We start from the raw sequence: 21,003 nt of genomic DNA, 5'->3' as shown, positions 1-21,003 counted from the left end.
TTGACCGATCGGGGAGGCCGTGAACCACATCCAGGGCACGACGGAGTGGGTGCCGACCCGCGACGGCCGCCGCCTGCACGCCATGGTGCTGCCCGGCCCAGAGCCGGCAGCGGCACCCGTTCCAGAGGCGATGACGACGCCCGGCCCAGAGCCGACGACGGCGGCGGGGCCCATGCCGACGGTGGTGTTCGAGGCCGGGGCCGCGGTCGGCCGGTCGTCGTGGGCGCTCGTGCAGCCCGCCGTGGGCGCGTTCGCGCGCGCGATCGTCTATGACCGCGCCGGGCTCGGCCGCTCCCCCGCCGACCCCGTCTCGCGGACGCTGCGCCGGATGGCCGGCGATCTGGGCGATCTGCTGGACCACTTCGGCGCCGGGCCGTACGTGCTGGTCGGGCACAGCGCCGGCGGCCCGATCGTCAGGCTCGCCGCGGCGGCGCGCCCGGAGCGGGTCGCCGGGCTGGTGCTCGTCGACCCGGCCGACGAGGCCGCCGACGTGCTGTTCAGCCCGGCCTTCCGGCGGGTGGAGCGGGTGGTGGTCCGGGTCAACCTCCTGCTGGCCCACCTCGGCCTGCTCGGGTTCGCCTACCGGTCCACGATGCTGACGTTGCCTCGGGACGCGCGGCGGGACATGCGCCGGGAGGCGTTCACCGCGGCCGCCGTGCGCACCCATCGCGCCCAGGTACGCACGTTCCTCGACGAGCTCGCCACCTGGCGGATCGGCCCGCCCCACCTCGGCGACCTGCCGGTCACGGTGGTCTCCGGCGGCCGGGCGGGGAACGGCATGCCCGCCTCCACCAGGGCAGCGGCCAACGCCGCCCACGCCCACCGGGCGTCCCGGTCACCGGCCGGACGCCATGTGATCGCTCCCCGCTCCGGCCACTACGTCCCGCTCACCGACCCCGAGGTCGTCGTGACCGAGGTCGCCCGCCTCCTCCGGCCCTGAACGTCACCGGCACGCGCGCTCCTTCGACCCTGATGTCAGTGGCAGGCGCAGGCGGGCACCGCCGCCGCGCTGCCCTGCTCCTTGGCCGCCGCCTCCACCTCGGCCAGGATGTGGGCGCGTTCCCTCGGCCCGATGAGGCGGCCCCGGGTCATCACCGCGTGGATGCGGCGCGTGTTGCGGATGTCGGCCAGCGGGTCGGCGTCCAGGACCACCAGGTCGGCGGCCTTGCCGGGGGCGAGCGTCCCCATGGTGTCCTCCTGGCCGAGGAAGCGGGCCGCGTCGCGGGTCATGGCCCGCAGCGCGGCCATCGGCGCGAGCCCTGCGCGTACCAGCAGCGACAGCTCGTCGTGGGCGCTGAAGCCGGGGAAGACGTAGGGGTTGTAGCAGTCGGTGCCGCCGAGCACGCCGACGCCGGCCCGGTGCAGGCGTCCGACCAGGCTCAGGAGCCGGTTGAAGAAGTGGCGCTGCTGGGCGATCTGCTCGGGCGTGACCGGAGCGACGATCTTCAGGCTCTCGGCCCAGACGGCGCGGACGGCGGCCGGCATGTACTTCAGGCGCGGATCGTCGGCGTAGGTCTCGGCGGGCTGGGTGACGACGTTGAGCACCGACAGCGTGGGCGAGTGGCGGCTGCCGTCGCGGATGAGCAGCTTGTACAGTTCCCTGGCCTTGGCCGGGTCGTAGGTCTCGGCCGCCAGCCGTTCCATCTCGCGCACCATGGTGTACCAGGCGCGCGGGTCGGCCGGGTCGATCGGCGTGTCCTCCATCCGGCGGCGGAACTCGCGTTCGCGGCTGGAGGTGGCCAGGGTGAGGCCGAGCAGATGCTCGAAGCACCGCTGCCCGGCCCGGCTGGCCTCGGCCATGGGCACCAGGTAGGGGACGTGCCCGTCGACGCGCAGTCCCGCCGCGCGGGCCTCGTCCGCCAGGGCGTGGAAGGCGTCGCGGCCGAGGTAGGAGTAGATCTTGAGGAAGTCGGCCCCGGCGGCCTGTTCCGCGCGTACGGCCCGCCTGGCCTCGGCCGCGTTCGCGACCTTGGTGGGCAGGGGCCCCAGCAGCGAGACGGGGCCGTCGATGATGTTGCTGGCCACGACCATGCGCGGGCCGAGCAGGTCACCGCGTTCGATCCGGTCGCGCAGCGCGTGCAGCGGCGGGGAGCCCCACATCTCCCGGACGCCGAGGACTCCGTTGGCGATGTACAGCGGCGGGGCGATCTTCTCGTCGAGAGTCCCGTGGGTGTGCATGTCCCACAGCCCGGGGATGACGTACCGTCCGCGCAGATCGACCACGTTGGCCGACCGGCGTCCGGGTGCGCCGTGGTCGTCGCCGATCCAGGCGATCCGGCCGCCGGTGACCACGATGGTGACGCCTCGCCGTACCGGCGCTCCCGTGCCGTCGATCAGGCTGGCCTGCCGCAGGACCGTGAGGTCCGGTGCGTGCGCGCGGGCGGGTGCCGGCGGCGAACCCGTCGCCAGTACGGCTCCCGCGCCGGCCAGCGAGAGGCCGCGTAAGACGTCGCGGCGGCCGGCGGGCTCACTCGGGATGCTGGGCATGAGTGCTTCCTTCCCCGTATGCAGTGATCCTTCCAGTGTGATCGACAGGCCTGGTCGACGAAAGGACCGCTATCTCCCCCGCCGCCACCCCCACGCGTCACCGCCGGGGCCCAAGGGCGAGACGGTCTCGTTCGTCGCGCCGATGATCGGGGCGAAGGTCTCCAGCGACGGCGGGTGCTCGGCCACCATCACCGGCCCGTCGGCGAACTCCGCCGCCTTCTGGGGCCTGACCTGCGGGGCGGGCGGCACGACCGTCGTCAACAAGATGAGCCTGGAGGTCGTCGGCGTCACCGGGAAGACCGCGGTCATCCGCATCCGTCCGGCGTGAGGCCGGGCCGACCGGCGCACCACGTGTTGACCAGCGCGGCGAGCTCGTGCGGGCGGCTGAAGAAGGCGCTGTGGCCGCAGTCCAGGTACAGCCGGTCGGCCGCCGGGTGGAGCCGGGCCGCGTAGAGCTCCTGGGCGCGGCGGGAGACGGCCCGGTCCCGGGTGGTGTGCACGTAGGCGAGGCGGGCGCCGTCGGGGAGGCGGTGCCGTACCGGCGTGTTCAGGACGGAGACCGGCTCGGGCGTGAGGTTGCCCACCAGCGTGCGGGCGTCGTCCGGCGGCAGGTCGTGGCACAGCAGCAGGCGGGCCAGGGCCGCGGGCATCACGATGTCGCCGCGCCTGCCGACGCCGAGCAGCTCACGCAGGCGGTTCAGGGGCGCGGGGAGCGTGCCGAAGTAGGACTGACCGTCGCGCGGGACGACGGCGGCGACGAACATGGCCCCGTGGATCCGGTCCCCGGCGCGGGCCAGCGCCTCGAGCGCCACGATGCCCGCCAGCGAGTGGGCGACGACGACGGCCGCCCGCATGCCGGACGCGGCGCCGGCGACGGTGTCCGCCCACCCGTCCAGGCCGGCGTCGCGGGGCAGGTCGACGGCCACGGCGGGTAACTCCAGCCGGGGCAGCACCCGCGACCAGCACCACGACCCGTGCATGCCGCCGTGCACGAGGACCACGCCGTCCGCCGTCACCGATCCTCCAGTGACGCGTCCATGACCCACATCCGGTGGTCCCACCCGATGTCGCGGGCCGTCCGCACGCGCAGTCCCGCCCGCTCGGCGAGCTCCCCGATACGGCCGGCCGTACGCAGGCCGGAGCCGAAGGCGCACCGCAGCCGCAGGTCGTGCAGCACCACGTCGGGGTCGTCGGGACCCTCCGGCCTGAACTCCTCCACCATGACCAGCGTCCCGCCCGCGGGCAGCCTCTTCGCGGTCTCGGCGAGCACCAGTTCGGCGTCCTCGTCGGACAGCCAGGTCAGCGCGTGCGCCAGCAGGACGGTGTCGTCGCCGCCGGGCGGCACCAGCTCCGCGGCGGAGACCAGCTCCACCCGCGCCAGCACGTCGGCGTCGAGGATCCGCTCACGCAGCACGCCGAGCGCCGACGGCATCGCCGCGATCCGCACGCGCAGTCCCGGGTCGGCCTTGAGCAGGGCGTTGACGATGGTCGCCGCGCCGTTGCCGCCCGCCGTGAGCGACTTCACCGCGGCCCAGTCGTAGGCGCCGAGGACGCCGGGCGCGACCCAGCGGGCGCTCTCCTCGACGGCTTCGCGCGCCGAGCCGCCCAGGCGCGCGTCGGACGGCATCGCGGCCGCCAGCGGCTCGCCCGTCTCGGTCCGGTACCCGGCCCCGCCGGTGCGCAGCGTCCGCACCAGCCCGGACAGCGACAGGTCGAGCGCGGCCCGCGCGCCGCCGAGGTGGTACTCCTCGGCCGAGTGGTCGTCCTCGACGAGTTCCTCGCTGACGGGCGTGAGCCGGTACCGGCCGTCGGGCCCGGCGGCGAACACCTCGATCGAGACCAGGTAGTCCATCAGCGCGGTGAGCCCGGCGGGGTCCGTCGAGGTGCGCTCGGCCAGGGCGGCCAGCTCGCCCACGCCGGAGTGGACCAGGTCGACCAGGCCGAGCGTGACCGCCGCCCTGATGGCGAAGCCCGGCGCCAGGTCGGTGAGCTCGTGCAGCCGTTCGTGCGCGCCGTCGTCCTCCTCCGGTACGGCGTGCGGAGCCTCGCTCAGGCGCCAGTAGCCGGTGATGTGGGTCTGCTCGCGCGGCACCCGGCGCTCGGCGGCGAGGTGGCGGCGCAGTCCCTTGAGGGAGATCGCCTCGCCCGCCGCCCAGGCGAAGACGGTGCCCGGCAGCCAGTCCATCTGCCTGACCGCCCGCTCCAGCAGGTCCGTCGTGCCCGCCGGGGCGCCCTGGCGCGAGAGCCACGTGATGTCGGCGGCGGCCCGGGTCGGCAGGTCCTGGCGGTGCGTGTCGTCGCCGATCTCGATGAAGACCTTGGCCTTGACGCCTTCCGGCATCTCGGCCAGCCACCTGCCGATCGCGGGCAGCGCGGTCTCGTCTCCGGCGATCAGGATCCAGTCGGCGCCCTCGGGGTGGTGGTGGGACATCTTCGGCCCGGCGATCCAGGCGGTCTGTCCTGGCGTGGCCTGTTCGGCCCAGGATGCCGCGGGCCCGTCGCCGTGCCGGACGAAGTCGAAGTCGATCTCCCCGGCGTCGGGGTCGTAGCGGCGCGGGGTGTAGTCCTTGGCGATCGGGCGTTCGCCGGCCGGCCAGTCGAGGCTGCTGATGTTCTGGCGGGGCAGGACGGGACGGTCCCCGCCGTCGGCGGCGAAGAAGAACTTGACGTGGTCGTCGAAGCCCTCCGAGCGCAGCGGCGGCAGGTCGAACCCGTCGCGGTGGAAGGCGCGCAGCTGCGCGCCGCCGAGCGTGACGCGCCGCATCCCCGGGGTGACATCCGTGACGCGCAGGACGGTCAGCTCCCTCAGCACGATGGGGAACGTGACGACCGTACGGGGGTTGCGGGTGGGCATCCGCACTGCTCCTTCCTCGGGGCGACCCCGCCAGGCTAGGGCGGGCGGCGGGGGCGCGATCCAACCAGGCGTCCAGCCCGTGCCACTGCCGCGCACGATCGGGCGGCGACTTCGACGGCGTGCGCTCTGCCTTGGAGCCGCGGGCGGGTGCGGTACCTACGGTTTCAGCCGTGACGAATCGGCGAGGACGGCGGCTGCTGCGGCAGTGCCTGGTGCGGGTGCGAGCGGACCTGCTGCGCGCGGTCGCGGCGGCGGTGGTCAGGCAGCTCGCGTTCCTGGCCCTGCCGTGGCTGCTCGGGCGGGCGGTCGATCTGGGGGTGCGGGCCGGTTCGGTGCCCGCCGCGGCCGGCTACGCCGGCGCCTTCGTCGTGGTGGCCGCCGCCGAGTACGCGGGCATGCGGGGCTGGCAGAAGTGGGCCACGCTGGCCGACGTCCGGGCGGGCGCGTGGCTGCGTACCCGGCTGCTGCGGGCGATCCTGGCGGTCGACACCGAGACGATGCGGCGCGACGCGGCCGGGTTCGGCGACCTGAGCACCCGGGCCACGCGTGACGTCGGCGCCGTCCAGGTCTGGGTGCACGGGCTCACCACGTGGGTGGTGATCGGCGCCACCGGGCTGGTGCTGGTCCCGGCGTTGGCGGGTCTCGACCCGCTGCTGCTCCTGATCGCAGCGCTGACCGTGCCGCTGCTGCTGGCGGTCAACCGGGTCTTCCCGCCGCTGTTCGACCGGCGCGCGGAAGAGCTGGCCGTGGCGCACAGCGGGCGCGGGACGGTGGCGGAGCACCTGCTGACGGCCTTGCTCCCCCTGCGCGGCGTGGGCGCCGACCGGCTCATGGTCGAGCGCCATCAGGGCCACAGCGCCGAGGTGAGCCGCCACACGATGCGCCTGGCCTCGGTCGGCTCCGCCTGGGAGGCGGCGGTCTTCGTGGTGCCCCGGCTGGCGGTCGTGGCCGGGCTGTTCGCGGGCGGGTACGCGGCGCTGGAGGGGCGCCTCACCGTGGGCGAACTGACCACGTTCGTGTTGTGGATGGGCACGGTGTCGCTGGCGGTCACCGTCATGACCGCCAGGCTCGGGGACCGGGCCGAGGCGCGTGTCGCGGCCGGGCGGATCGAGGAGATCCTGGCGTTGCCCGGCGTGCCGGAGGGCGGGAGCGCCCTGCCGCGCGCCGGGCTGCTGCGGGTCAGCGGGCTGAGCGTCGAACGGGAGGGCGGGCTCGTGCTCGGCCCGCTGGAGCTGAGCGCCGCGCCCGGCGAGTGGGTCGTGCTCACCGGTGCGACCGGGTCGGGCAAGAGCACGCTGCTGCGGGCCATCGCCCAGCTGGTGCCCTCGACGGGCGAGGCTTCGTTCGGCGGGGTCCCGCTGCGGGGCAGCGACCCCGGCGACCTCTACCGCACGCTCGGGTTCGTCCCGCAGGGGCCGCTGCTGCTGCACGGCACGATCGCGGAGAACCTGCGGCTGAGCGGCGACCACCCCGATCACGAGATCGAGCGGGCCGCGTTCGCGGCCGGGCTCGACCTCGTGCTGAGCGGGCTCGGCGACGGCTGGGACACGCAGGCGGGCGAACGCGGCGGCGCGTTGTCCGGCGGGCAGCGCCAGCTGATCGTGCTGGCCAGGGCGCTGCTGCGCGACTGTCCCGTGCTGCTGCTCGACGACGTCACCTCGGCCCTGGACGCCGGCACCGAGGCACGCGTGCTGGACCGGCTGCGCCGCGCGACGGCGGGCAAGGCGGTCGTCTTCGCCGGCCACTCACCGGCTGTCCTCGCCCGCGCCGACCGGCGGGTCGCGCTCGCGGGCGGCACACTCACGCAGGAGCCCACCCGTGCCTGACCAGCCCGTCCTCGCCGATCTGCCGGACCAGCGGGCGGTCTTCCGCCGTGCGGCGGTGTTCCTACGCGGGCACCGGCTCGCGCTCGCGGCCGTCGTGGCGCTCAACCTGACCGGCGCCGCCCTGGCGGTCGGCGTGACCGCCGCGATCGGCCGGGTGATCGACGCGGCCGGCGGCGGGCGGGCGGGCGCGCTGGCCCTGTGGTCGGGGGCGCTGCTCGTCCTGGTCGCGGCCGGGGGCGCGCTCGCGTGGTCGTCGCGGTACTGGCTGGTCAGGGTGGGTGAGCACGCGCTCGCCGGGCTGCGCGAGCGCGCCGTGTCCGCGCTCGGCACGGCACCGCTGCGCTTCGTCGAGGCCAACCGCAGGGGCGAACTGCTGCGCCGGGTGACCGGCGAGATCAACGGGCTGGGCTCGTTCGCCGGGGCCACGCTGCCCGACCTCGTCACCGGCGCCGCGGTCCTGCTGTTCACCGTGGTGATGCTGGCGGCGTACTCGTGGTTGCTGACCGTGGTGATGCTGGTGGCGTTCGTGCCGCCGGCCGTGCTGATCGTGCGCCGGTTCAAGGCTCGGGCCGGCGTGGCGTACGGCGCGGTCGCCGCCGCGGAGGCCACGGTCGCGGCGCGCTTCGCCGAGTCCCTTCCCGCCCAGGAACAGTTGCGCGTCAACGGCGCCGTGCCACGCTGGCTGGCGCGCTTCGGCGCCGACAACGACCGGCTGCTCGACACGCAGGCGGCGCAGGTGCGCGCCGAGCTGGAGCTCAACCGGCTCGCGCTGCTCCAGGCGGCCTGCGTGGCGGTGGTGCTGGCCCTCAGCGCGTGGCTGGTCGGCCGGGACCTGCTCAGCGTCGGCGTGGCCGTCGTGTTCGTCCTGGCCACCCGGGACATCTTCCACCGCTTCGAGGATCTGGCCGCCTCGATCGGCGAGGCGCGGGAGGCTCACGTACGGCTGGCGCGCGTACTCGACCTGATCGAGGCGAGCGCGCCCACCGGCGGCGCGGACGACGGCGGCGACCTGCCCGCGCGGGGGGAGCTCACGCTGTCCGGCGTCGGCTTCTCCTACGGCGGCGCGCGCCCGGCCGTCGACGGCCTGTCGCTGACCGTCGCCGCCGGTGACCGCCTGGTGATCGCGGGACGGACCGGCTCGGGCAAGTCCACCGTGGGCAAGCTCATGGCCGGGCTGTACACGCCGGACACCGGTGCCGTCCGCTTCGCCGGGCACGATCTGGCCGCCGTGGACCCCTCCCGGGTGCGGGCGCGCGTCGTGCTGGTCCCGCAGGACGTCCTGCTGGTGGACGGCACGCTCGCGGAGAACCTGGCCATGCTGCCCGTCCCCCCGGACCGCCGCCGCGTCGAGGCGGCGCTGCGCGAGCTCGGGCTGGCCGGATGGGTCGCGGCGCTGCCGGACGGCCTGGACACGAGGGTGGGCACGCACGGCTCCCGCCTGTCGGCCGGGGAGCGGCAGCTGGTGGCGATCGTCAGGGCGGCCCTCGCCGATCCCGCGGTGCTGATCCTGGACGAGGCGACCGCCGAGGTCGACCACGAGACGGCCGCCATGATCGAGGGGGCGCTGTCGGCCGCGGCCGGCGACCGGACGCTGATCGTGATCGCCCACCGGGCGGGCACGATCGCGCGCGGCCGCCGTCTGCTGTCCATGCCCGCGGGCCTGGTGACGGTCCCCGGGGAGGGCGTCAGCCTCCGGCGACCGCCTTGGCCAGGATCGGAGTGAGCTGCTCGACCACCCAGGAGGAACTGAGCGCGTCGGGGTAGGCGATCGCCGAGGAGAGCGTGTTCTCGGCGGGCACCACCGCGACGTGCTTGTTCTTGACCGCCTCAAGCGACTGGAAGAGCTTGTTGCCCGCCAGCTCCGATGCGCTGAGCAGGCCCTCGTCGCCGAACGGGTAGGTGACCAAGACGACGTCGGCGTCGAGCTGGTCGAGGTTCTCCAGGCTGACCCCGTTGTCCTTGGCGGTGTAGCCGGCGGCTTTGTCGGTCTTGCGCAGGCCGAGGTCCTCGAAGATGCCCGGGTCCTGGTCGGCGTAGGACATGAACGTGATCTGCTCGGGGTGGACGACGACGTAGGTGTAGGTCTTGCCGCGGAAGGCGGGGTTGGCGGCGGCGGCGTCCGCGATGGCCTTGCGGTTGCCGCCGATCACCGCCTCCGCCTCGGCGCTCTTGCCCAGCGCCTGGGCCGCGACCTTCAGCCGCTCCTGCCACGGCAGGGTGTCGGCGTCCTTCTTCTGGGCGTAGGTCACCACCGGCGCGATCGGCGCGAGCTTGGCGTAGTCGGTGTCCATCCCCCAGGTGTTGACGCCGAGGATGACGTCCGGCGCCTCGGCGGCGATGGCCTCGTAGTCGGTGCCGTCGGTGTCGTCGTAGGTCTTGAGGCTGGTGACGCCGAGCTTGTCCATGGCCCGCTTCTTGTACTCGGGGATCGCCCCGCCGTCCTCGGTGTCGGGAGTGATCACCGGCACCAGGCCGAGGGCCAGGGCGATGCTGGTGTCGCCGTCGGAGACGGTCGCCACGCGCAGCGGCTTCTTGTCGATGGTGTCCCCGCCCCAGGCGTTGGTGAGCGTCACGGGGTACACGCCCCCCGCCGTGCCTGGGGCGGCGGCCTTCTGCGCGGGCCGGTCCTGTGCCGAGCAGGCGGTGACCAGGGCCAGGCAGGCCGCGGCGGCCGCGACGAGCTTCTTCATCGGTTCCTCCTTGACAGTGGGAAGATCTGTGGCGTCCCGTCGACGGGGTGGGGCACGACCGCGCAGGTCAGGCCGAACACCTCCGCGACGGTCTCCTCGGTGAGCACGTGCTCGGGCGGGCCCTGGCGCACGATCCGGCCCTCGCGCATGGCGACGATGGTCGAGGCGTACAGGGCGGCCTGGTTGAGGTCGTGGGAGACGAGCACGATGGTCTTGCCGGTGCGCTCGTTGAGCTCGGCCAGCAGGTCCATCACCTCGATCTGGTGGGCGATGTCCAGGTAGGTGGTCGGTTCGTCCAGCAACAGCGTCGGCGTGTCCTGGGCCAGGGCGAGCGCGATCCAGACGCGCTGCCGCTGGCCGCCGGAGAGCTGGTCGACCGGCCTGTCGATCAGCTCGGCGGTGCCGGTGGCCAGCAGGGCGTCGGCGATGACCGCCTCGTCCGCGGCGGTACGGCGCCGCCCGAAGCGGCGGTGGGGGTGGCGGCCCCTCCAGACGAGGTCGCCGACGGTGATGCTCTCCGGCGCGACGGGCGACTGCGGCAGGACGCCGAGCCTGCGGGCCACCTCCTTGGTCGGGGTGGCGTGGATGTCGGCGCCGTCGAGCAGGACCGCGCCGGCGGCGAGCGGCAGCAGCCGGGCGATGGACTTGAGCAGAGTCGACTTGCCGCACGCGTTCGGTCCGACCAGGGCGGTGATGCGGCCGGCGGCGATGCCGGCGGACAGCTCCTTGATGATCAGCGACGTGCCGTAGCCGCTGCTGATCGCGCGAGCTTCGAGCTGGTAGGTCATGAGGTGGCTCCGGTTCCGCGGCGAAGGATCAGCCAGAAGAAGTAGGGCGCGCCGAGCAGCGCGGTGAGCACGCCCGTGGGCACGGGGCTGATGACGGGCGCGTGCTGGGCCGCCAGGTCGGCGCCGAGCACGATGACCGCGCCGACGAGCGGCGCCAGGACGAGCGTGTGCCGTCCGCCGGTCAGCCTGACCGCGATCGGGCCGCTGATCAGCGCCACGAAGCCGATCGGCCCGACCACGCCGGTGGCCAGCGCGGCGGCGCCCGCGCCCAGCAGGAGGGTGGCGACGCGGGTTCTGGGCACGGTCGTGCCGAGGCCGGTGGCCAGGTCGTCGCCCAGGACCATGCCGCTCAGCGGTCGGTCCAGCGCCGTGGCGCCCAGCGCGCACAGGACGAGCGCCACCGCCAGGGTGGCGACGCCCTCCCAGCTCACGCCGTTGACGCTGCCGACCAGCCAGCGCATCGCGATGGCGATGCTGTGCTGGTCGGCAGCGGTGAGCAGGTAGTTGGTGTACGCGACGCAGACGGCGCTGAGCCCGATGCCGACCAGGACCAGCCGGTAGGTGTCCACGCCCTGGCGCCAGCTGATGGCGTGGATCGCGGCCACCAGCAGGAACGATCCGCACAGCGCCGCCAGCGGGATGCCGAGGGGCAGGGAGGGCGCCAGGACCAGGGCGGTGGTGGCGCCGGCGCCGCCGCCCGCCGAGATACCCATGATGTCGGGTGTGGCCAGCGGGTTGCGGATGAGCCGCTGGTAGAGGGCGCCCGACAGGCCGAAGAGCGCGCCGGACAGCGAAGCGGCCAGCGCTCTCGGCAGCCGGTTCTGGAAGACCACGTAGTCGGCCAGGCCGGTGCGCAGGCCGAAGGCGGCGGGCAGGATGTCGGCGGGATCGACCCGGCGGGCTCCGCCGAGGAAGATCGCCGCGGTCAGCAGTGCCGCGAGCAGCGAGCAGCACAGGAGGACGAGAGCCGCCAGCCGCCTGACCTGGCCCCGCCGCGTACGCCTGATCGTGGCCAGCACGGCGGCACGGCCGGAAGCGCCCGCGCCCACGCGGGTGTCGAGCGGGTTCATCAGACGCGCACCAGGTTCCCGCGGCGGGCCAGCCACACGAAGAACGGCGTGCCGACGACCGCGGTCATCACCGCGACCTGGATCTCACCGTTGCGCAGGACGAGCCGTCCGGCGATGTCGGCGCCGAGCAGCACCACGGCCCCGCAGGCCATGGACAGCGGGAGCGACCAGCGGTGGTCGGCGCCGACGAGCATCCTGGCGCAGTGCGCGCCGACCAGGCCGACGAAGGCCACGGGGCCGACCGCCGCGGTGGCCGCGGCGCAGAGCAGCACCGCCACGGCCGCGCCGCCCAGCCGCGCCCTGCCGACCTTGACGCCGAGCGCGGCGGCCGCGTCGTCGCCCATGCTGAGCATGTTGAGGGTACGGCCCAGCGGCAACGCCAGCACGAGCCCGGCGAGGACGAACGGCGCGATCTCGTCGAGGATCTCGGCCCGGCCGGTGAGCTGGCCCACCGACCAGAACCGCAGGTGGGCGTAGACGGCTTCGTCGCGGACGACGAGCAGGGTGATGAGCGAGCTCATGACGGCGGCCACCGCGACCCCGGCCAGGACGAGCCCGATCGTGGTGCTGCCGGCGGCGCTGCGGGTTCCGACGGCGTACACGAGCGCGGCGGCCAGCCCCGCCCCGGCCAGCGCCGCCCAGAAGGAGCCGCCCACCCCGGTGATGTCGAAGAACAGGATGCCCAGCACCACGAACATGGCCGCGCCCTGCTCGACGCCGAGGATGCCGGGGTCGGCCAGCGGATTGGCGGTGAGCGCCTGCATGATCAGGCCGGAGGCGCCGAGCGCGGCGCCGACCGCGAGTCCGAGCAGGGTGCGCGGGATGCGCTCGGTCCACAGGACGTGGCCGTTGTAGCTGTCGCCTCCCGGGTCGGCCAGGACGCGGACGACCTCCAGCGGCGAGATGTCGCGGGCGCCGAGCGCGATGCCCGCGACGGTCACGACGGCCAGGCAGAGGACGGCGAGCAGGGCGACCGCCACGCCACGGGTGAGCACCGGTCTCGGCTGCTGCGGGGTGTCAGTCATCGGTCATCCTGGGCTCCTAACCTGGCGAACGGCAGATTAGGTTACCCTTACCTTACTTGGGCGGGTCCAACGCGGCGGGCGGCCGCTCACACTCAGGGGCCACCCATCCACGAGGAGGTTGTGCGACCGTGACGGAGACAATGGCCGCGCCGGAGGTCCTGGCCGACGACGAGTTCATCGCGGACTGGGGCCATCCGACGCACGCGCACGACTTCCACCAGTTCCTGTACGTTCCGCTCGGGCGGATCACCGTCACCGCGCACGGGTGCGAGCATCGGTTGTCGCCGTCGGTCGGCGTGTGGATCCCGGCGGGGGTGCCGCACAGCGCCAGGTTCGGCCCCGACTCGCTGATCGTCGTGGAGACGTTCGAGACGGACCTGTACCGGCTGCCGCACACCGAGGTCACGACCGTGAACGTCACCGACCAGCAGCGCAGGCTGCTGCTCAGCCGGATGCGCAGATCGGCCCCCGCCGACGACGCGGACGTGTTCGCCGCCCTGTCGGCCGGCCATCGGGCCAGCCTGCCTCTCCCCCGGCCCAGCAGCCGCGTGGCCTCGGCCGTGGCCGAGCAGCTCAGCCGTACGCCCAGCGACCCGCGCACGGCCGCCGAGTGGGCGCGCAGCCTGCACAGCAGCTCGACGAGCCTGCGCAGGGCCTTCAGGGCCGAGACGGGCCTGGCCTTCTCCGAGTGGCGCACGCGGCTGCGTCTCAACGAGTCCCTGGAGTTGCTGGATCGCGGGCACCTGGTCAGCGCGGTGGCCGCCAGAGTCGGCTTCACCAGCGCGAACGGCTACATCCTGGCCTTCCGCCGGCACTTCGGCCAGACGCCGGGGGCGTACGTGAGAATGTCGGTGGCCCGCTCCGCCTGACCGCGCCTCCAGGGTCCAGGAGAAGGCGATGGAGAATCGGCAGAGTGTTTCACCTCGATTCCGGGGACATGGCGGCGTGCTGGTGGTCGGAGAGGTCGCGCAGGCGGCGTACGCGCGAGAAGAGCAGGATCAGCGGCACCGCGGCGGCCACCACCGCGAAGAGCAGCAGGGTGGCCCGGCCGCCGAGGACGCCGGCGACGCCTCCGGCGAGCAGTCCCCCGATCGGGATCGCGCCCCAGGAGACGAAGCGGACCGTCGCCATGACCCGCGGCAGCAGCTCGGGCGGGCTGGCGAGCTGCCGGTAGGTGCGGGTCACCACGCTGAGCACCACCACACCGGCCGCGAAGACGGCACTGCCGGCGGCGAAGGCGACGAATCCCGGCACGCCCGCGCCCAGGGGCAGGACGAGCGCCCCGGCCACCGAGACGAACCCGGCGGCGATCAGGGCGCGGGCGCTGCCGAACCGGGCGGTGATCCGGGTGGTCAGCGCGGCGCCGATCAGCGTGCCGGCCCCGTCGGCGGCCAGCAGGATCCCGAGGAGGGCGGGTGAGGCGTGCAGCTCGCGCACCAGGTACAGGGCGAAGAGCGCGTGCTGGGCCCCGCAGACCGCGTTCGCCGCGGTGGCGGCCCACATGCAGGGGCCCATCACCGGGTGGTGCGCGACGAAGCGCCAGCCTTCGGCGATCATCGCGCGCATCGGCGGCCACTCGGCGGGGGCTTCGGCCCGCCGTTCCGGCAGTGTGCGCAGCAGCAGCGCGGAGACGAGATAGCTGACCGCGTCGACCAGCAGGGTCGGGACCGCTCCCAGCATCTGGACGACGAGGCCGCCCACGGACGGCCCGCCGAGCTGTGTGACGGCGTGGGTGCCCGAGGTCAGGCTGTTGCGCGACTGCAGCTGCTCCTTGCTCACGATGGACGGCAGGAAGGTCGAGTTGGCGACGTCGAAGACGACGTTCGCGAAACTGATCACGAGCGCCACGGCCACCAGCTGGGCGACCGTGAGGGCCTGCCACCACCAGGCCAGCGGGATGGAGACGACCGCCGCGGCGCGGGCCAGGTCGGCGGCGATCTGCACGCCGCGCATGGGCAGCCGCTGCACCAGCACCCCGGCGGGAAGGCCGATCACGATCCAGGCGACGTAGCCGGCGGCCACGATCAGGCCCATCTCGAACGCGGAGGCGTCGAGCACCGTCAGGGCGGTCAGCGGCAGCGCCACCCCGCCCACCGCCGAGCCGATCGCGCTGGTGGTGCCGGCGCTCCACCACCGCCAGAAGACGCTCGTCATCCCGGCTTCCTCCTCATTAAGTTCCATTTTGAAACGCACTATAGTGGGAGCGTGAAGCGCGCTGATCTCCAGGACGCCGACTGCGGCATCGCCCAAGCTCTCGGCGTGATCGGCGACTGGTGGACGTTCCTGGTGGTGCGGGACGTCGCCGGTGGCACGACCCGCTTCGACGACCTGCAGCGCGAGCTCGGCGTCAGCCGGCGCGCGCTGGCCGAGCGCCTGGCAGGGCTCGTCGCGCACGGGGTGCTGGAGAAGCGGCCCTACTCCGAGCGCCCGCCGCGCCACGACTACGTGCTGACCCCGAAGGGCGAGGGCCTGCTGCCGGCGCTGATCGCGTTGCAGGACTGGGGCACCAGGCACGTGATGGGCGACGGCGCGCTGACCGCCGCCGGCGAGCACGGGTCGGCGGAGTCGCGCCGCGTGCACGATCTGGTCGGCCGCAAGCTGCCGGACGTCGTGCTGGAACGCCACGACGGCCGGCCCTTCGCGGTCGGCGCGCCAGGCGATGCCTGGAGCGTGTTCTATCTCTTCCCCGGCGCCTTCGCCCCCGGCGCCCACGCCTATCCGCCCGGCTGGGGCGACATCCCGGGCGCGGCCGGTTGCACGCTGGAATCTCTCACGTACGCCGCGCGGCGGGCCGATTTCACCGCGGCCGGAGCCGAGATCCGGGGCGTCAGCACCCAGCGGCCCGACCAGCTGGCCGCCTTCGCCGAGCACACCGAGCTGCCGTATCCCCTCCTGTCAGACCAGGACAGCAAGCTGGCGGCCGGGCTGCTGCTGCCGACGTTCCGCGCGGCCGGCGTCGACCGTTTCAAGCGGCTCAGCCTGCTCGCCGATCCCGGCGCGGTCATCCGGGCGGTCCAGTTCCCGATCACCGATCCGGCCGGTTCGGTGGCGGAGATGCTCACTCTCATCCATAACGTTCACAAATAGGCCGATCGTATCGGCTACGATAGTTGCATGAGAGTTAGAACATGGATCGTGCTCTGCGTGCTCGTCCTGGTCGCGGGGACCGGTGTGTGGATCGTCGTGCAGAACGACTTCGCCGTGCGCGAGGTGGAGGTGAGCATCCCGGGACCGAAGCAGCCGTTGACGGCGGTGCTCGCGCTGCCGGAGGAGGGGAAGGGGCCGCACGGGCTGATCGTCTTCGCGCATGGGGACGGCGAGGCGGACGCGAGCCGGGACGGCTTCTACCGCCCGCTCTGGGAGGCGTTCGCGCGGGCCGGGTACGCGTCACTGTCCTGGAACAAGCCGGGCGTCGGCGGCGCGCCGGGCAACTGGCTCGACCAGAGCATGGACGATCGCAGCGCCGAGGTCGAGGCCGCGCTGGACTGGGCGAAGAAGCGGCCGGAGATCGACCCGGGGCGGCTCGGGCTCTGGGGCATCAGCCAGGGCGGCTGGGTGCTGCCGAAGGTCGCCGGTGACCGTGGCGACGTGCGCTTCATGATCCTCGTGGGTGCGGCGGTGAACTGGCTGCGGCAGGGCGAGTACAACCTGCGGGCCGAACTGCGCGGCCAGAGCACGCTCGACGCCGAGCTCAAGCGGCGCGCCGCCCAGATCCGCCTGCTGGAGGCGGGCGTGGGTTACGACCGCTACCTCGCCTCGGGGCTGGACGACCCGCCGATGAGCAAGGACCGCTGGCGGTTCGTGCTCCGCAACTTCCGCGCCGACGTGACCGATCAGCTACCCGGCATACGCGTCCCGACGTATCTCCTGCTCGGCGACCACGACCGCAACGTCGACGTCAAGGAGACCGAGGCCGCCTACCGCGCGGGCGTCCCCCGCGACCTGCTCACCGTCGAGGTCCTGCGCGGCGGCTCCCACAGCGCGGCCAAGCACGAACTGGACCATCCCGACAGCATCTGGGGTGCGGTCACGGCCGTCGCGGCGCCGCGGTCCCTGTACGTCCCCGGCTATCTCGACGCGCTCACGGCGTTCGTGAACAAGCATGGTCACTGACCACCGACACACGGAGGGACCACCATGATCTTCAGGACACTCGTGCCGGCGTTAGGCCTTCTCGTGGGCGGGCTGACCGTGCCCGCCTCGGCCCAGGCGCCGCTCACGACCGCGCTGGACAAGGCGTTCGCCAAGGCGGCGGCGAGCGCCGGCGATCCCGGCGCCCAGGCGGTCGCGATGCGCGACGGGAAGGTGATCTGGTCGGCGAAGTCCGGCCGGGCGATCAACGAGCCGTCCGCTCCGGTCACCGGCTCGACGATGTTCAGCCTGGGCAGTTTCGGCAAGACGGTCCTGGCCGCGTACGCCCTGCGCCTGACCGAGAAGAAGGTCCTGGCGCTGGACACCCCGATCTCCGCCTATGTCGGGAAGAAGGTGGCGGGCTCGAACGTCGTCACGCTCCGGATGCTGCTCACGCACACCGCCGGCTATCCGGACATGTACGCCGATCCCGCGACCGCTCCCCTGTTCGCGGGCGGCAAGAAGTACGACCCGGACCGGGCCTACACCTTCGCCATGCTCGCGCCTGGCATCCGCAAACCGGTCAACCCCGGCAAACGGCACGCGTACTCCAACACCGGGTTCATCGTCCTGGCCCACGTGCTGAGCAAGGCCTCCGGCGGCGGCGCGGCCCTCGAACGCGACCTGCGCCGTTTCCTGCGCGGGGCGGGCACGGGCGGAGGCTCCCTCACCGCCGAGCGCTCGGGGCGGGCCCTCTCCCGCTTCGCCCACGGCTACATCGCCGGCGACGGCGGCGCGCTGACCGACTTCTTCACCGCCTACGGTGCCAAGGGCATCCCCACCGACCTGTACGGCCTGCCGTTCGGCGACGGGATGTTCGCCGGCACCGCGACCGGCGGCGCCCGCTTCCTCGACGCCCTGTTCGCCGGCGACCGGCTGCTGCGCCCGGCCACGGTCAAGACGATGACCACGCCGTCGCCCCAGTCGCAGGCCGCCGACGGCACCTACGGCATGGCCACGGAACGCACGAAGGTCGGCAGGCGCACCTGGCAGGGGCACGCGGGCGCGTACGGCGGATTCACCTCGATGGGCGCCACCGACCGCACCCGCGGCGTGACGCTGATGGTGGTGACCAACCGGATGGCCGCCTCGGACGTGGCCGGCACGATCTGGACGAAGCTCGCCCAGGCCTACGCCTCCGCCACCCCCTGACGCCACCGGCTGTGGCGCCTGGCAGCATCGGCGGGGTGACGTCCGGGGACGGAGCGGCGCCGTACTTCGCCGTCCACGAGGGGTACGCGCTGTACCGGGGCCCGGTGTCCGACAGCGTCGCGCATCGCCACGCCGCCTTCCAGATCGCCATCGCCGTGGAGGGCGAGGTGTGCATGCTGGACGCCGGCCGGACCCGGCACGGCGCCGCGGCGCTGGTCGTGCCGCCGATGGTGGGGCACCGGATCCTCGCGGTGGAGAAGCTGCTCACGTTCTTCGTCGAACCGCACTGCGCGTTCGCCGACCGGCTGCGGGCGCGCTGCGGCGCCGGGATCACCGCCGCCGCCGACCTGCGCGGCCTGCGCGAGCAGGACGTACGCGGCGGCGGCGCGCACCCGTCCGGCGAGCTCGACCCCCGCCTGGTGGCGGCGATGCGCGCCCTGGCCGGCCGGGATGCGACCCCCGCTTCGGGCGCGGTACTCGCCGCGGCCGGCCGGGACGGATGGCCGCGCGTCGAAGGTTCCATGCCCGCGCTGGCCGCCGAGGTCGGGCTGTCGCCGCAGCGGCTGCGGGCGCTCGCGCGGCGGCAGCTGGGCATGCCGCTGTCACGCTGGCGGATCTGGGTGCGCCTGCGCAGGGCGGCCGAGGCGATGCGGGCCGGGCAGTCGCCGGCCGGCGCGGCGATCACGGGCGGCTTCGCCGACCAGGCGCACTTCACCCGGCGGCTGCGCGAGATGATGGGGCTCACCCCTGCCGTCGTGGCGCCCCTGATGCGCCGCTCAGCCGCGGCGGGCGACGTACACCGAGATGGAGCCCGTGATCGTTGAGACCACCTCGGCCTCGCGCACATCGCCGAACCCGGCATCGGCCATGAGCGCGGGCAGGATGCCGTCGGCGTTGGGCTGGGTGTCGGCTCTGCCGTCGGCGAGCTGGACGACACGGAAGGCCGTGCGCATCAGGGCCGAGCGCTGCAGCCCGTAGTCGGCGAGCACCAGCCGCCCGCCCGGCCTCAGCACCGCGAACATCGACGCGAGTACGGCCCGCTTCATCGCGACCGGGCACTGGTGCAGCACGAGGCTGGAGACGGCCGTGCTCGCCGAGCCCACCTCGACGATCTCGGTGAGCGCGTCGCCCATGCCGGCGCGCCACTCCAGCTCGGCGCCCGCGGCGGCGGCCTTGCGGCGGGCCAGCGCCAGCACGTCCGGGTCGGGGTCGACGCCGATGAGGCGGGCGCGCGGCTCGACCCGGTTCAGCAGCAGCGCCAGTGAGCCGGTGCCGCAGCCCACGTCGACGATCACGTCGCCGGGCCGCGGCGCGGCGTGCATCGCGAGCAGGCCGCGCCACAGGCGTTCCCGTGTCAGCGCGGCCACGGCGTCGTACAGGCGGGTGGGGGCGAAGCGGCCCAGGGCGGGAGTGAAGGCTCGTCCGGTCATGCCGGGCAGTCTTCATCCCGCGTCAGGCCCCGGTCTTGAACGAACCGCTCACCTGCCGGCGAAGGCCAGCAGCGCCTGGTTGACCTCGTCGGCGTGCGTCCACAGCAGGCCGTGCGGGGCGCCCTCGACCTCGACGTACTCCGCCTCGGGGAACGCCTGGTGGAAGGGGCGTCCGGTGGCGTCGATCGGCAGGATGTTGTCCTTGGTCCCGTGCAGGATCAGCGACGGCTTGCCGGCCGCGCGTACCGCCTCAACGTCCTCGCGGAAGTCCTCGATCCACGCCGGGACCACCGCGTAGGCGGCGACCGGGGCGGAGGTGGTGGCGGTGTTCCAGTTCGCGGTGACGACCTCCTGGCTGATCCTCGTGCCGAGGTTCTCGTCGAGGTTGTAGAAGTCCTTGTAGAACTGGGTGAACCAGGCGTAGCGGTCGGCTCGGGCCGCGGCGGCGATGCCGTCGAAGACCTTCTGGGGCACGCCGGTGGGGTTGTCGTCGGCCGCCACGAGGAACGGCTCCAGCGAGGCCAGGAACGCGAGCTTGGCGACGCGCTCGTGGCCGTGGTTCTTGACGTAGCGGGCGAGTTCGCCGGTGCCCATGGAGAAGCCGACGAGGATGACCTCGCGCAGGTCGAGGGTCTCCAGCAGCGTGTTGAGGTCGGCGGCGAAGGTGTCGTAGTCGTAGCCGCCGCCCACCTTGCTGGACTGGCCGAAGCCGCGGCGGTCGTAGGTGATGACCCGGTAGCCGGCGGCGAGGAGTTCGCGGGTCTGGAGCTCCCAGCTGTGGCCGTCGAGCGGGTAGCCGTGGATGAGCACGACCGGCCGGCCCGCTCCCTGGTCCTCGTAGTAGAGCTCGACGGCGGTGCTGTTTTCCGTTCCGACCTTGATGTGGCCCATGAGATCTTTCCTCTCTTTTGCCGGAGAACGATCGTTCTCCGCCTATGTGGTCTACAGTAGAGAACGTACGTTCTCCGCGCAACCCGGGAGCTCTCATGAACAACGAGGAGGCGGCGCGCGCCCGCGTCGTGTCCACCGCCGACCGGCTGTTCTACGCCCAGGGAGTCCAGGCCGTCGGCATGGACGCGGTCCGCACCGCGTCGGGCGTGTCGCTGAAGCGCATCTACGCGCTGTACCCCTCCAAGGACGACCTGGTCCTGGCCGTGCTCCGGCACCGGACGGAGCAGTGGAACACCGGCATCGCCAAGGCCGTCGCCGCGGCCGCGACGCCGCGCGACAAGGTGCTGGCCGTCTTCGACTTCCTGGCCGAGTGGTTTCGCGAGGACGACTTCCGCGGCTGCGCCTTCATCAACTTCTTCGGCGAACTGGGCGGCGGCAACACCAAGGTCGCCGCGGCCGTACGCGAGCAGAAGACGTCCTTCCAGCGCCACGTCGCCGGCCTGGTCCGCGACGCGGGCGGCCCCGACCACCTCGCCCCGCAGCTGGCCCTGCTCGCCGAGGGCGCCCAGGCCACGGCCGCGATCACCCGCGACCCCGGCACGGCGGCGCACGCCCGCGCCGCGGCCGAGACCCTCATCCGGTGCGCCCTCGGGTAGGGA

Annotated in this window: 20 protein-coding genes; 10 read left to right on the top strand and 10 right to left on the bottom strand. The window is 73.6% G+C overall.

Features of this window, described 5'->3' with window-relative positions; translation table 11 throughout:
• Positions 1 to 19 precede the first annotated feature (19 nt).
• A complete protein-coding gene (locus ACIBHY_RS48740; RefSeq protein WP_397310364.1) occupies positions 20 to 940 on the top strand; it encodes an alpha/beta fold hydrolase in 921 nt (306 codons plus the stop codon).
• A 35-nt stretch (positions 941 to 975) separates the two neighbouring features.
• Here ACIBHY_RS48740 and ACIBHY_RS48735 read toward each other — a convergent pair whose 3' ends face one another.
• A complete protein-coding gene (locus ACIBHY_RS48735; RefSeq protein WP_397310363.1) occupies positions 976 to 2,487 on the bottom strand; it encodes an amidohydrolase family protein in 1,512 nt (503 codons plus the stop codon).
• A 37-nt stretch (positions 2,488 to 2,524) separates the two neighbouring features.
• Here ACIBHY_RS48735 and ACIBHY_RS48730 point away from each other — a divergent pair, with 37 nt between their 5' ends.
• Positions 2,525 to 2,815 (top strand): hypothetical protein, encoded by a 291-nt coding sequence (locus tag ACIBHY_RS48730; protein ID WP_397310362.1) that lies wholly within the window; start codon positions 2,525 to 2,527, stop codon positions 2,813 to 2,815.
• On the opposite strand, the gene ACIBHY_RS48725 is transcribed toward ACIBHY_RS48730, so the two are convergent.
• Together ACIBHY_RS48725 and ACIBHY_RS48720 are read right to left on the bottom strand one after the other, a co-directional pair.
• Positions 2,793 to 3,503, bottom strand: a complete 711-nt coding sequence (locus ACIBHY_RS48725; protein ID WP_397310361.1) for an alpha/beta fold hydrolase — start codon at positions 3,501 to 3,503, stop codon at positions 2,793 to 2,795. The two genes, ACIBHY_RS48730 and ACIBHY_RS48725, sit on opposite strands and share 23 nt — an antisense overlap.
• Positions 3,500 to 5,341, bottom strand: coding sequence for an SIP domain-containing protein (locus tag ACIBHY_RS48720; protein ID WP_397310360.1), 1,842 nt, complete (start codon positions 5,339 to 5,341; stop codon positions 3,500 to 3,502). The genes ACIBHY_RS48725 and ACIBHY_RS48720 overlap by 4 nt, the downstream gene beginning before the upstream one ends.
• Positions 5,342 to 5,511: 170 nt before the next feature.
• Here ACIBHY_RS48720 and ACIBHY_RS48715 point away from each other — a divergent pair, with 170 nt between their 5' ends.
• Entirely contained in the window at positions 5,512 to 7,167 is a 1,656-nt protein-coding gene (locus ACIBHY_RS48715; RefSeq protein WP_397250576.1) for an ABC transporter ATP-binding protein, read from the top strand.
• Positions 7,160 to 8,890 carry an ABC transporter ATP-binding protein gene (locus ACIBHY_RS48710; protein ID WP_397310359.1) on the top strand — a complete coding sequence of 577 codons (1,731 nt, stop codon included), beginning with the start codon at positions 7,160 to 7,162 and terminating at the stop codon, positions 8,888 to 8,890. Before ACIBHY_RS48715 ends, ACIBHY_RS48710 begins: the two co-directional genes overlap by 8 nt.
• Here the strand turns inward: ACIBHY_RS48710 and ACIBHY_RS48705 are convergent.
• Genes ACIBHY_RS48705 through ACIBHY_RS48690 form a run of 4 tightly spaced genes read right to left on the bottom strand, consistent with a single transcriptional unit; the run spans position 8,853 to position 12,740 of the window.
• The gene (locus tag ACIBHY_RS48705) at positions 8,853 to 9,857 is read right to left on the bottom strand and encodes an ABC transporter substrate-binding protein (RefSeq protein ID WP_397310358.1); all 1,005 of its coding nucleotides are present in this window, start codon (positions 9,855 to 9,857) and stop codon (positions 8,853 to 8,855) included. The two genes, ACIBHY_RS48710 and ACIBHY_RS48705, sit on opposite strands and share 38 nt — an antisense overlap.
• Positions 9,854 to 10,645, bottom strand: a complete 792-nt coding sequence (locus ACIBHY_RS48700) for an ABC transporter ATP-binding protein (RefSeq protein WP_397310357.1) — start codon at positions 10,643 to 10,645, stop codon at positions 9,854 to 9,856. Before ACIBHY_RS48700 ends, ACIBHY_RS48705 begins: the two co-directional genes overlap by 4 nt.
• Positions 10,642 to 11,715: a FecCD family ABC transporter permease gene (locus ACIBHY_RS48695; protein WP_397310356.1), complete on the bottom strand. Its 1,074-nt coding sequence runs from the start codon at positions 11,713 to 11,715 to the stop codon at positions 10,642 to 10,644. The genes ACIBHY_RS48700 and ACIBHY_RS48695 overlap by 4 nt, the downstream gene beginning before the upstream one ends.
• Complete coding sequence (locus ACIBHY_RS48690; RefSeq protein ID WP_397250586.1) at positions 11,715 to 12,740, bottom strand: FecCD family ABC transporter permease; 1,026 nt, start codon at positions 12,738 to 12,740, stop codon at positions 11,715 to 11,717. Before ACIBHY_RS48690 ends, ACIBHY_RS48695 begins: the two co-directional genes overlap by 1 nt.
• Before the next feature lie 128 nt (positions 12,741 to 12,868).
• Here ACIBHY_RS48690 and ACIBHY_RS48685 point away from each other — a divergent pair, with 128 nt between their 5' ends.
• The gene (locus tag ACIBHY_RS48685; protein WP_397310355.1) at positions 12,869 to 13,609 is read left to right on the top strand and encodes a helix-turn-helix domain-containing protein; all 741 of its coding nucleotides are present in this window, start codon (positions 12,869 to 12,871) and stop codon (positions 13,607 to 13,609) included.
• Between the two features lie 49 nt (positions 13,610 to 13,658).
• On the opposite strand, the gene ACIBHY_RS48680 is transcribed toward ACIBHY_RS48685, so the two are convergent.
• The gene (locus tag ACIBHY_RS48680) at positions 13,659 to 14,921 is read right to left on the bottom strand and encodes an MFS transporter (RefSeq protein WP_397310354.1); all 1,263 of its coding nucleotides are present in this window, start codon (positions 14,919 to 14,921) and stop codon (positions 13,659 to 13,661) included.
• Between the two features lie 24 nt (positions 14,922 to 14,945).
• Between ACIBHY_RS48680 and ACIBHY_RS48675 the strand changes: the two genes are divergently transcribed.
• From ACIBHY_RS48675 to ACIBHY_RS48660, 4 genes are read left to right on the top strand one after another with little or no spacing between them, the layout of a single operon-like run.
• Positions 14,946 to 15,827, top strand: coding sequence for a winged helix-turn-helix transcriptional regulator (locus tag ACIBHY_RS48675; protein ID WP_397310353.1), 882 nt, complete (start codon positions 14,946 to 14,948; stop codon positions 15,825 to 15,827).
• Positions 15,828 to 15,854: 27 nt separating this feature from the next.
• Positions 15,855 to 16,853, top strand: a complete 999-nt coding sequence (locus ACIBHY_RS48670) for an alpha/beta hydrolase family protein (RefSeq protein ID WP_397250594.1) — start codon at positions 15,855 to 15,857, stop codon at positions 16,851 to 16,853.
• Between the two features lie 24 nt (positions 16,854 to 16,877).
• Complete coding sequence (locus ACIBHY_RS48665; protein WP_397310352.1) at positions 16,878 to 18,023, top strand: serine hydrolase domain-containing protein; 1,146 nt, start codon at positions 16,878 to 16,880, stop codon at positions 18,021 to 18,023.
• Between the two features lie 35 nt (positions 18,024 to 18,058).
• Positions 18,059 to 18,847, top strand: a complete 789-nt coding sequence (locus ACIBHY_RS48660) for a helix-turn-helix domain-containing protein (RefSeq protein ID WP_397310351.1) — start codon at positions 18,059 to 18,061, stop codon at positions 18,845 to 18,847.
• On the opposite strand, the gene ACIBHY_RS48655 is transcribed toward ACIBHY_RS48660, so the two are convergent.
• Positions 18,800 to 19,453 (bottom strand): class I SAM-dependent methyltransferase, encoded by a 654-nt coding sequence (locus ACIBHY_RS48655; protein WP_397310350.1) that lies wholly within the window; start codon positions 19,451 to 19,453, stop codon positions 18,800 to 18,802. The two genes, ACIBHY_RS48660 and ACIBHY_RS48655, sit on opposite strands and share 48 nt — an antisense overlap.
• Before the next feature lie 48 nt (positions 19,454 to 19,501).
• A complete protein-coding gene (locus ACIBHY_RS48650) occupies positions 19,502 to 20,344 on the bottom strand; it encodes an alpha/beta fold hydrolase (RefSeq protein WP_397250602.1) in 843 nt (280 codons plus the stop codon).
• Positions 20,345 to 20,439: 95 nt separating this feature from the next.
• Between ACIBHY_RS48650 and ACIBHY_RS48645 the strand changes: the two genes are divergently transcribed.
• On the top strand, positions 20,440 to 21,000 hold the full coding sequence (locus tag ACIBHY_RS48645) for a TetR/AcrR family transcriptional regulator (RefSeq protein WP_397250604.1): 561 nt from the start codon (positions 20,440 to 20,442) through the stop codon (positions 20,998 to 21,000).
• Positions 21,001 to 21,003: the final 3 nt, after the last annotated feature.

The sequence above is a fragment of the Nonomuraea sp. NPDC050547 genome, assembly GCF_044457345.1.
Classification (GTDB): Bacteria; Actinomycetota; Actinomycetes; order Streptosporangiales; family Streptosporangiaceae; genus Nonomuraea.
This window is presented reverse-complemented; position numbering and strand designations above follow the sequence as displayed.

Coding starts and splice junctions, on each gene's coding strand:
- ACIBHY_RS48665 (WP_397310352.1), top strand. CDS start 16,878: ATGATCTTCAGGACACTCGTGCCGGCGTTAGGCCTTCTCGTGGGCGGG.
- ACIBHY_RS48655 (WP_397310350.1), bottom strand. CDS start 19,453: ATGACCGGACGAGCCTTCACTCCCGCCCTGGGCCGCTTCGCCCCCACC.
- ACIBHY_RS48695 (WP_397310356.1), bottom strand. CDS start 11,715: ATGAACCCGCTCGACACCCGCGTGGGCGCGGGCGCTTCCGGCCGTGCC.
- ACIBHY_RS48700 (WP_397310357.1), bottom strand. CDS start 10,645: ATGACCTACCAGCTCGAAGCTCGCGCGATCAGCAGCGGCTACGGCACG.
- ACIBHY_RS48735 (WP_397310363.1), bottom strand. CDS start 2,487: ATGCCCAGCATCCCGAGTGAGCCCGCCGGCCGCCGCGACGTCTTACGC.
- ACIBHY_RS48720 (WP_397310360.1), bottom strand. CDS start 5,341: ATGCCCACCCGCAACCCCCGTACGGTCGTCACGTTCCCCATCGTGCTG.
- ACIBHY_RS48680 (WP_397310354.1), bottom strand. CDS start 14,921: ATGGAACTTAATGAGGAGGAAGCCGGGATGACGAGCGTCTTCTGGCGG.
- ACIBHY_RS48690 (WP_397250586.1), bottom strand. CDS start 12,740: ATGACTGACACCCCGCAGCAGCCGAGACCGGTGCTCACCCGTGGCGTG.
- ACIBHY_RS48645 (WP_397250604.1), top strand. CDS start 20,440: ATGAACAACGAGGAGGCGGCGCGCGCCCGCGTCGTGTCCACCGCCGAC.
- ACIBHY_RS48670 (WP_397250594.1), top strand. CDS start 15,855: ATGAGAGTTAGAACATGGATCGTGCTCTGCGTGCTCGTCCTGGTCGCG.
- ACIBHY_RS48650 (WP_397250602.1), bottom strand. CDS start 20,344: ATGGGCCACATCAAGGTCGGAACGGAAAACAGCACCGCCGTCGAGCTC.
- ACIBHY_RS48705 (WP_397310358.1), bottom strand. CDS start 9,857: ATGAAGAAGCTCGTCGCGGCCGCCGCGGCCTGCCTGGCCCTGGTCACC.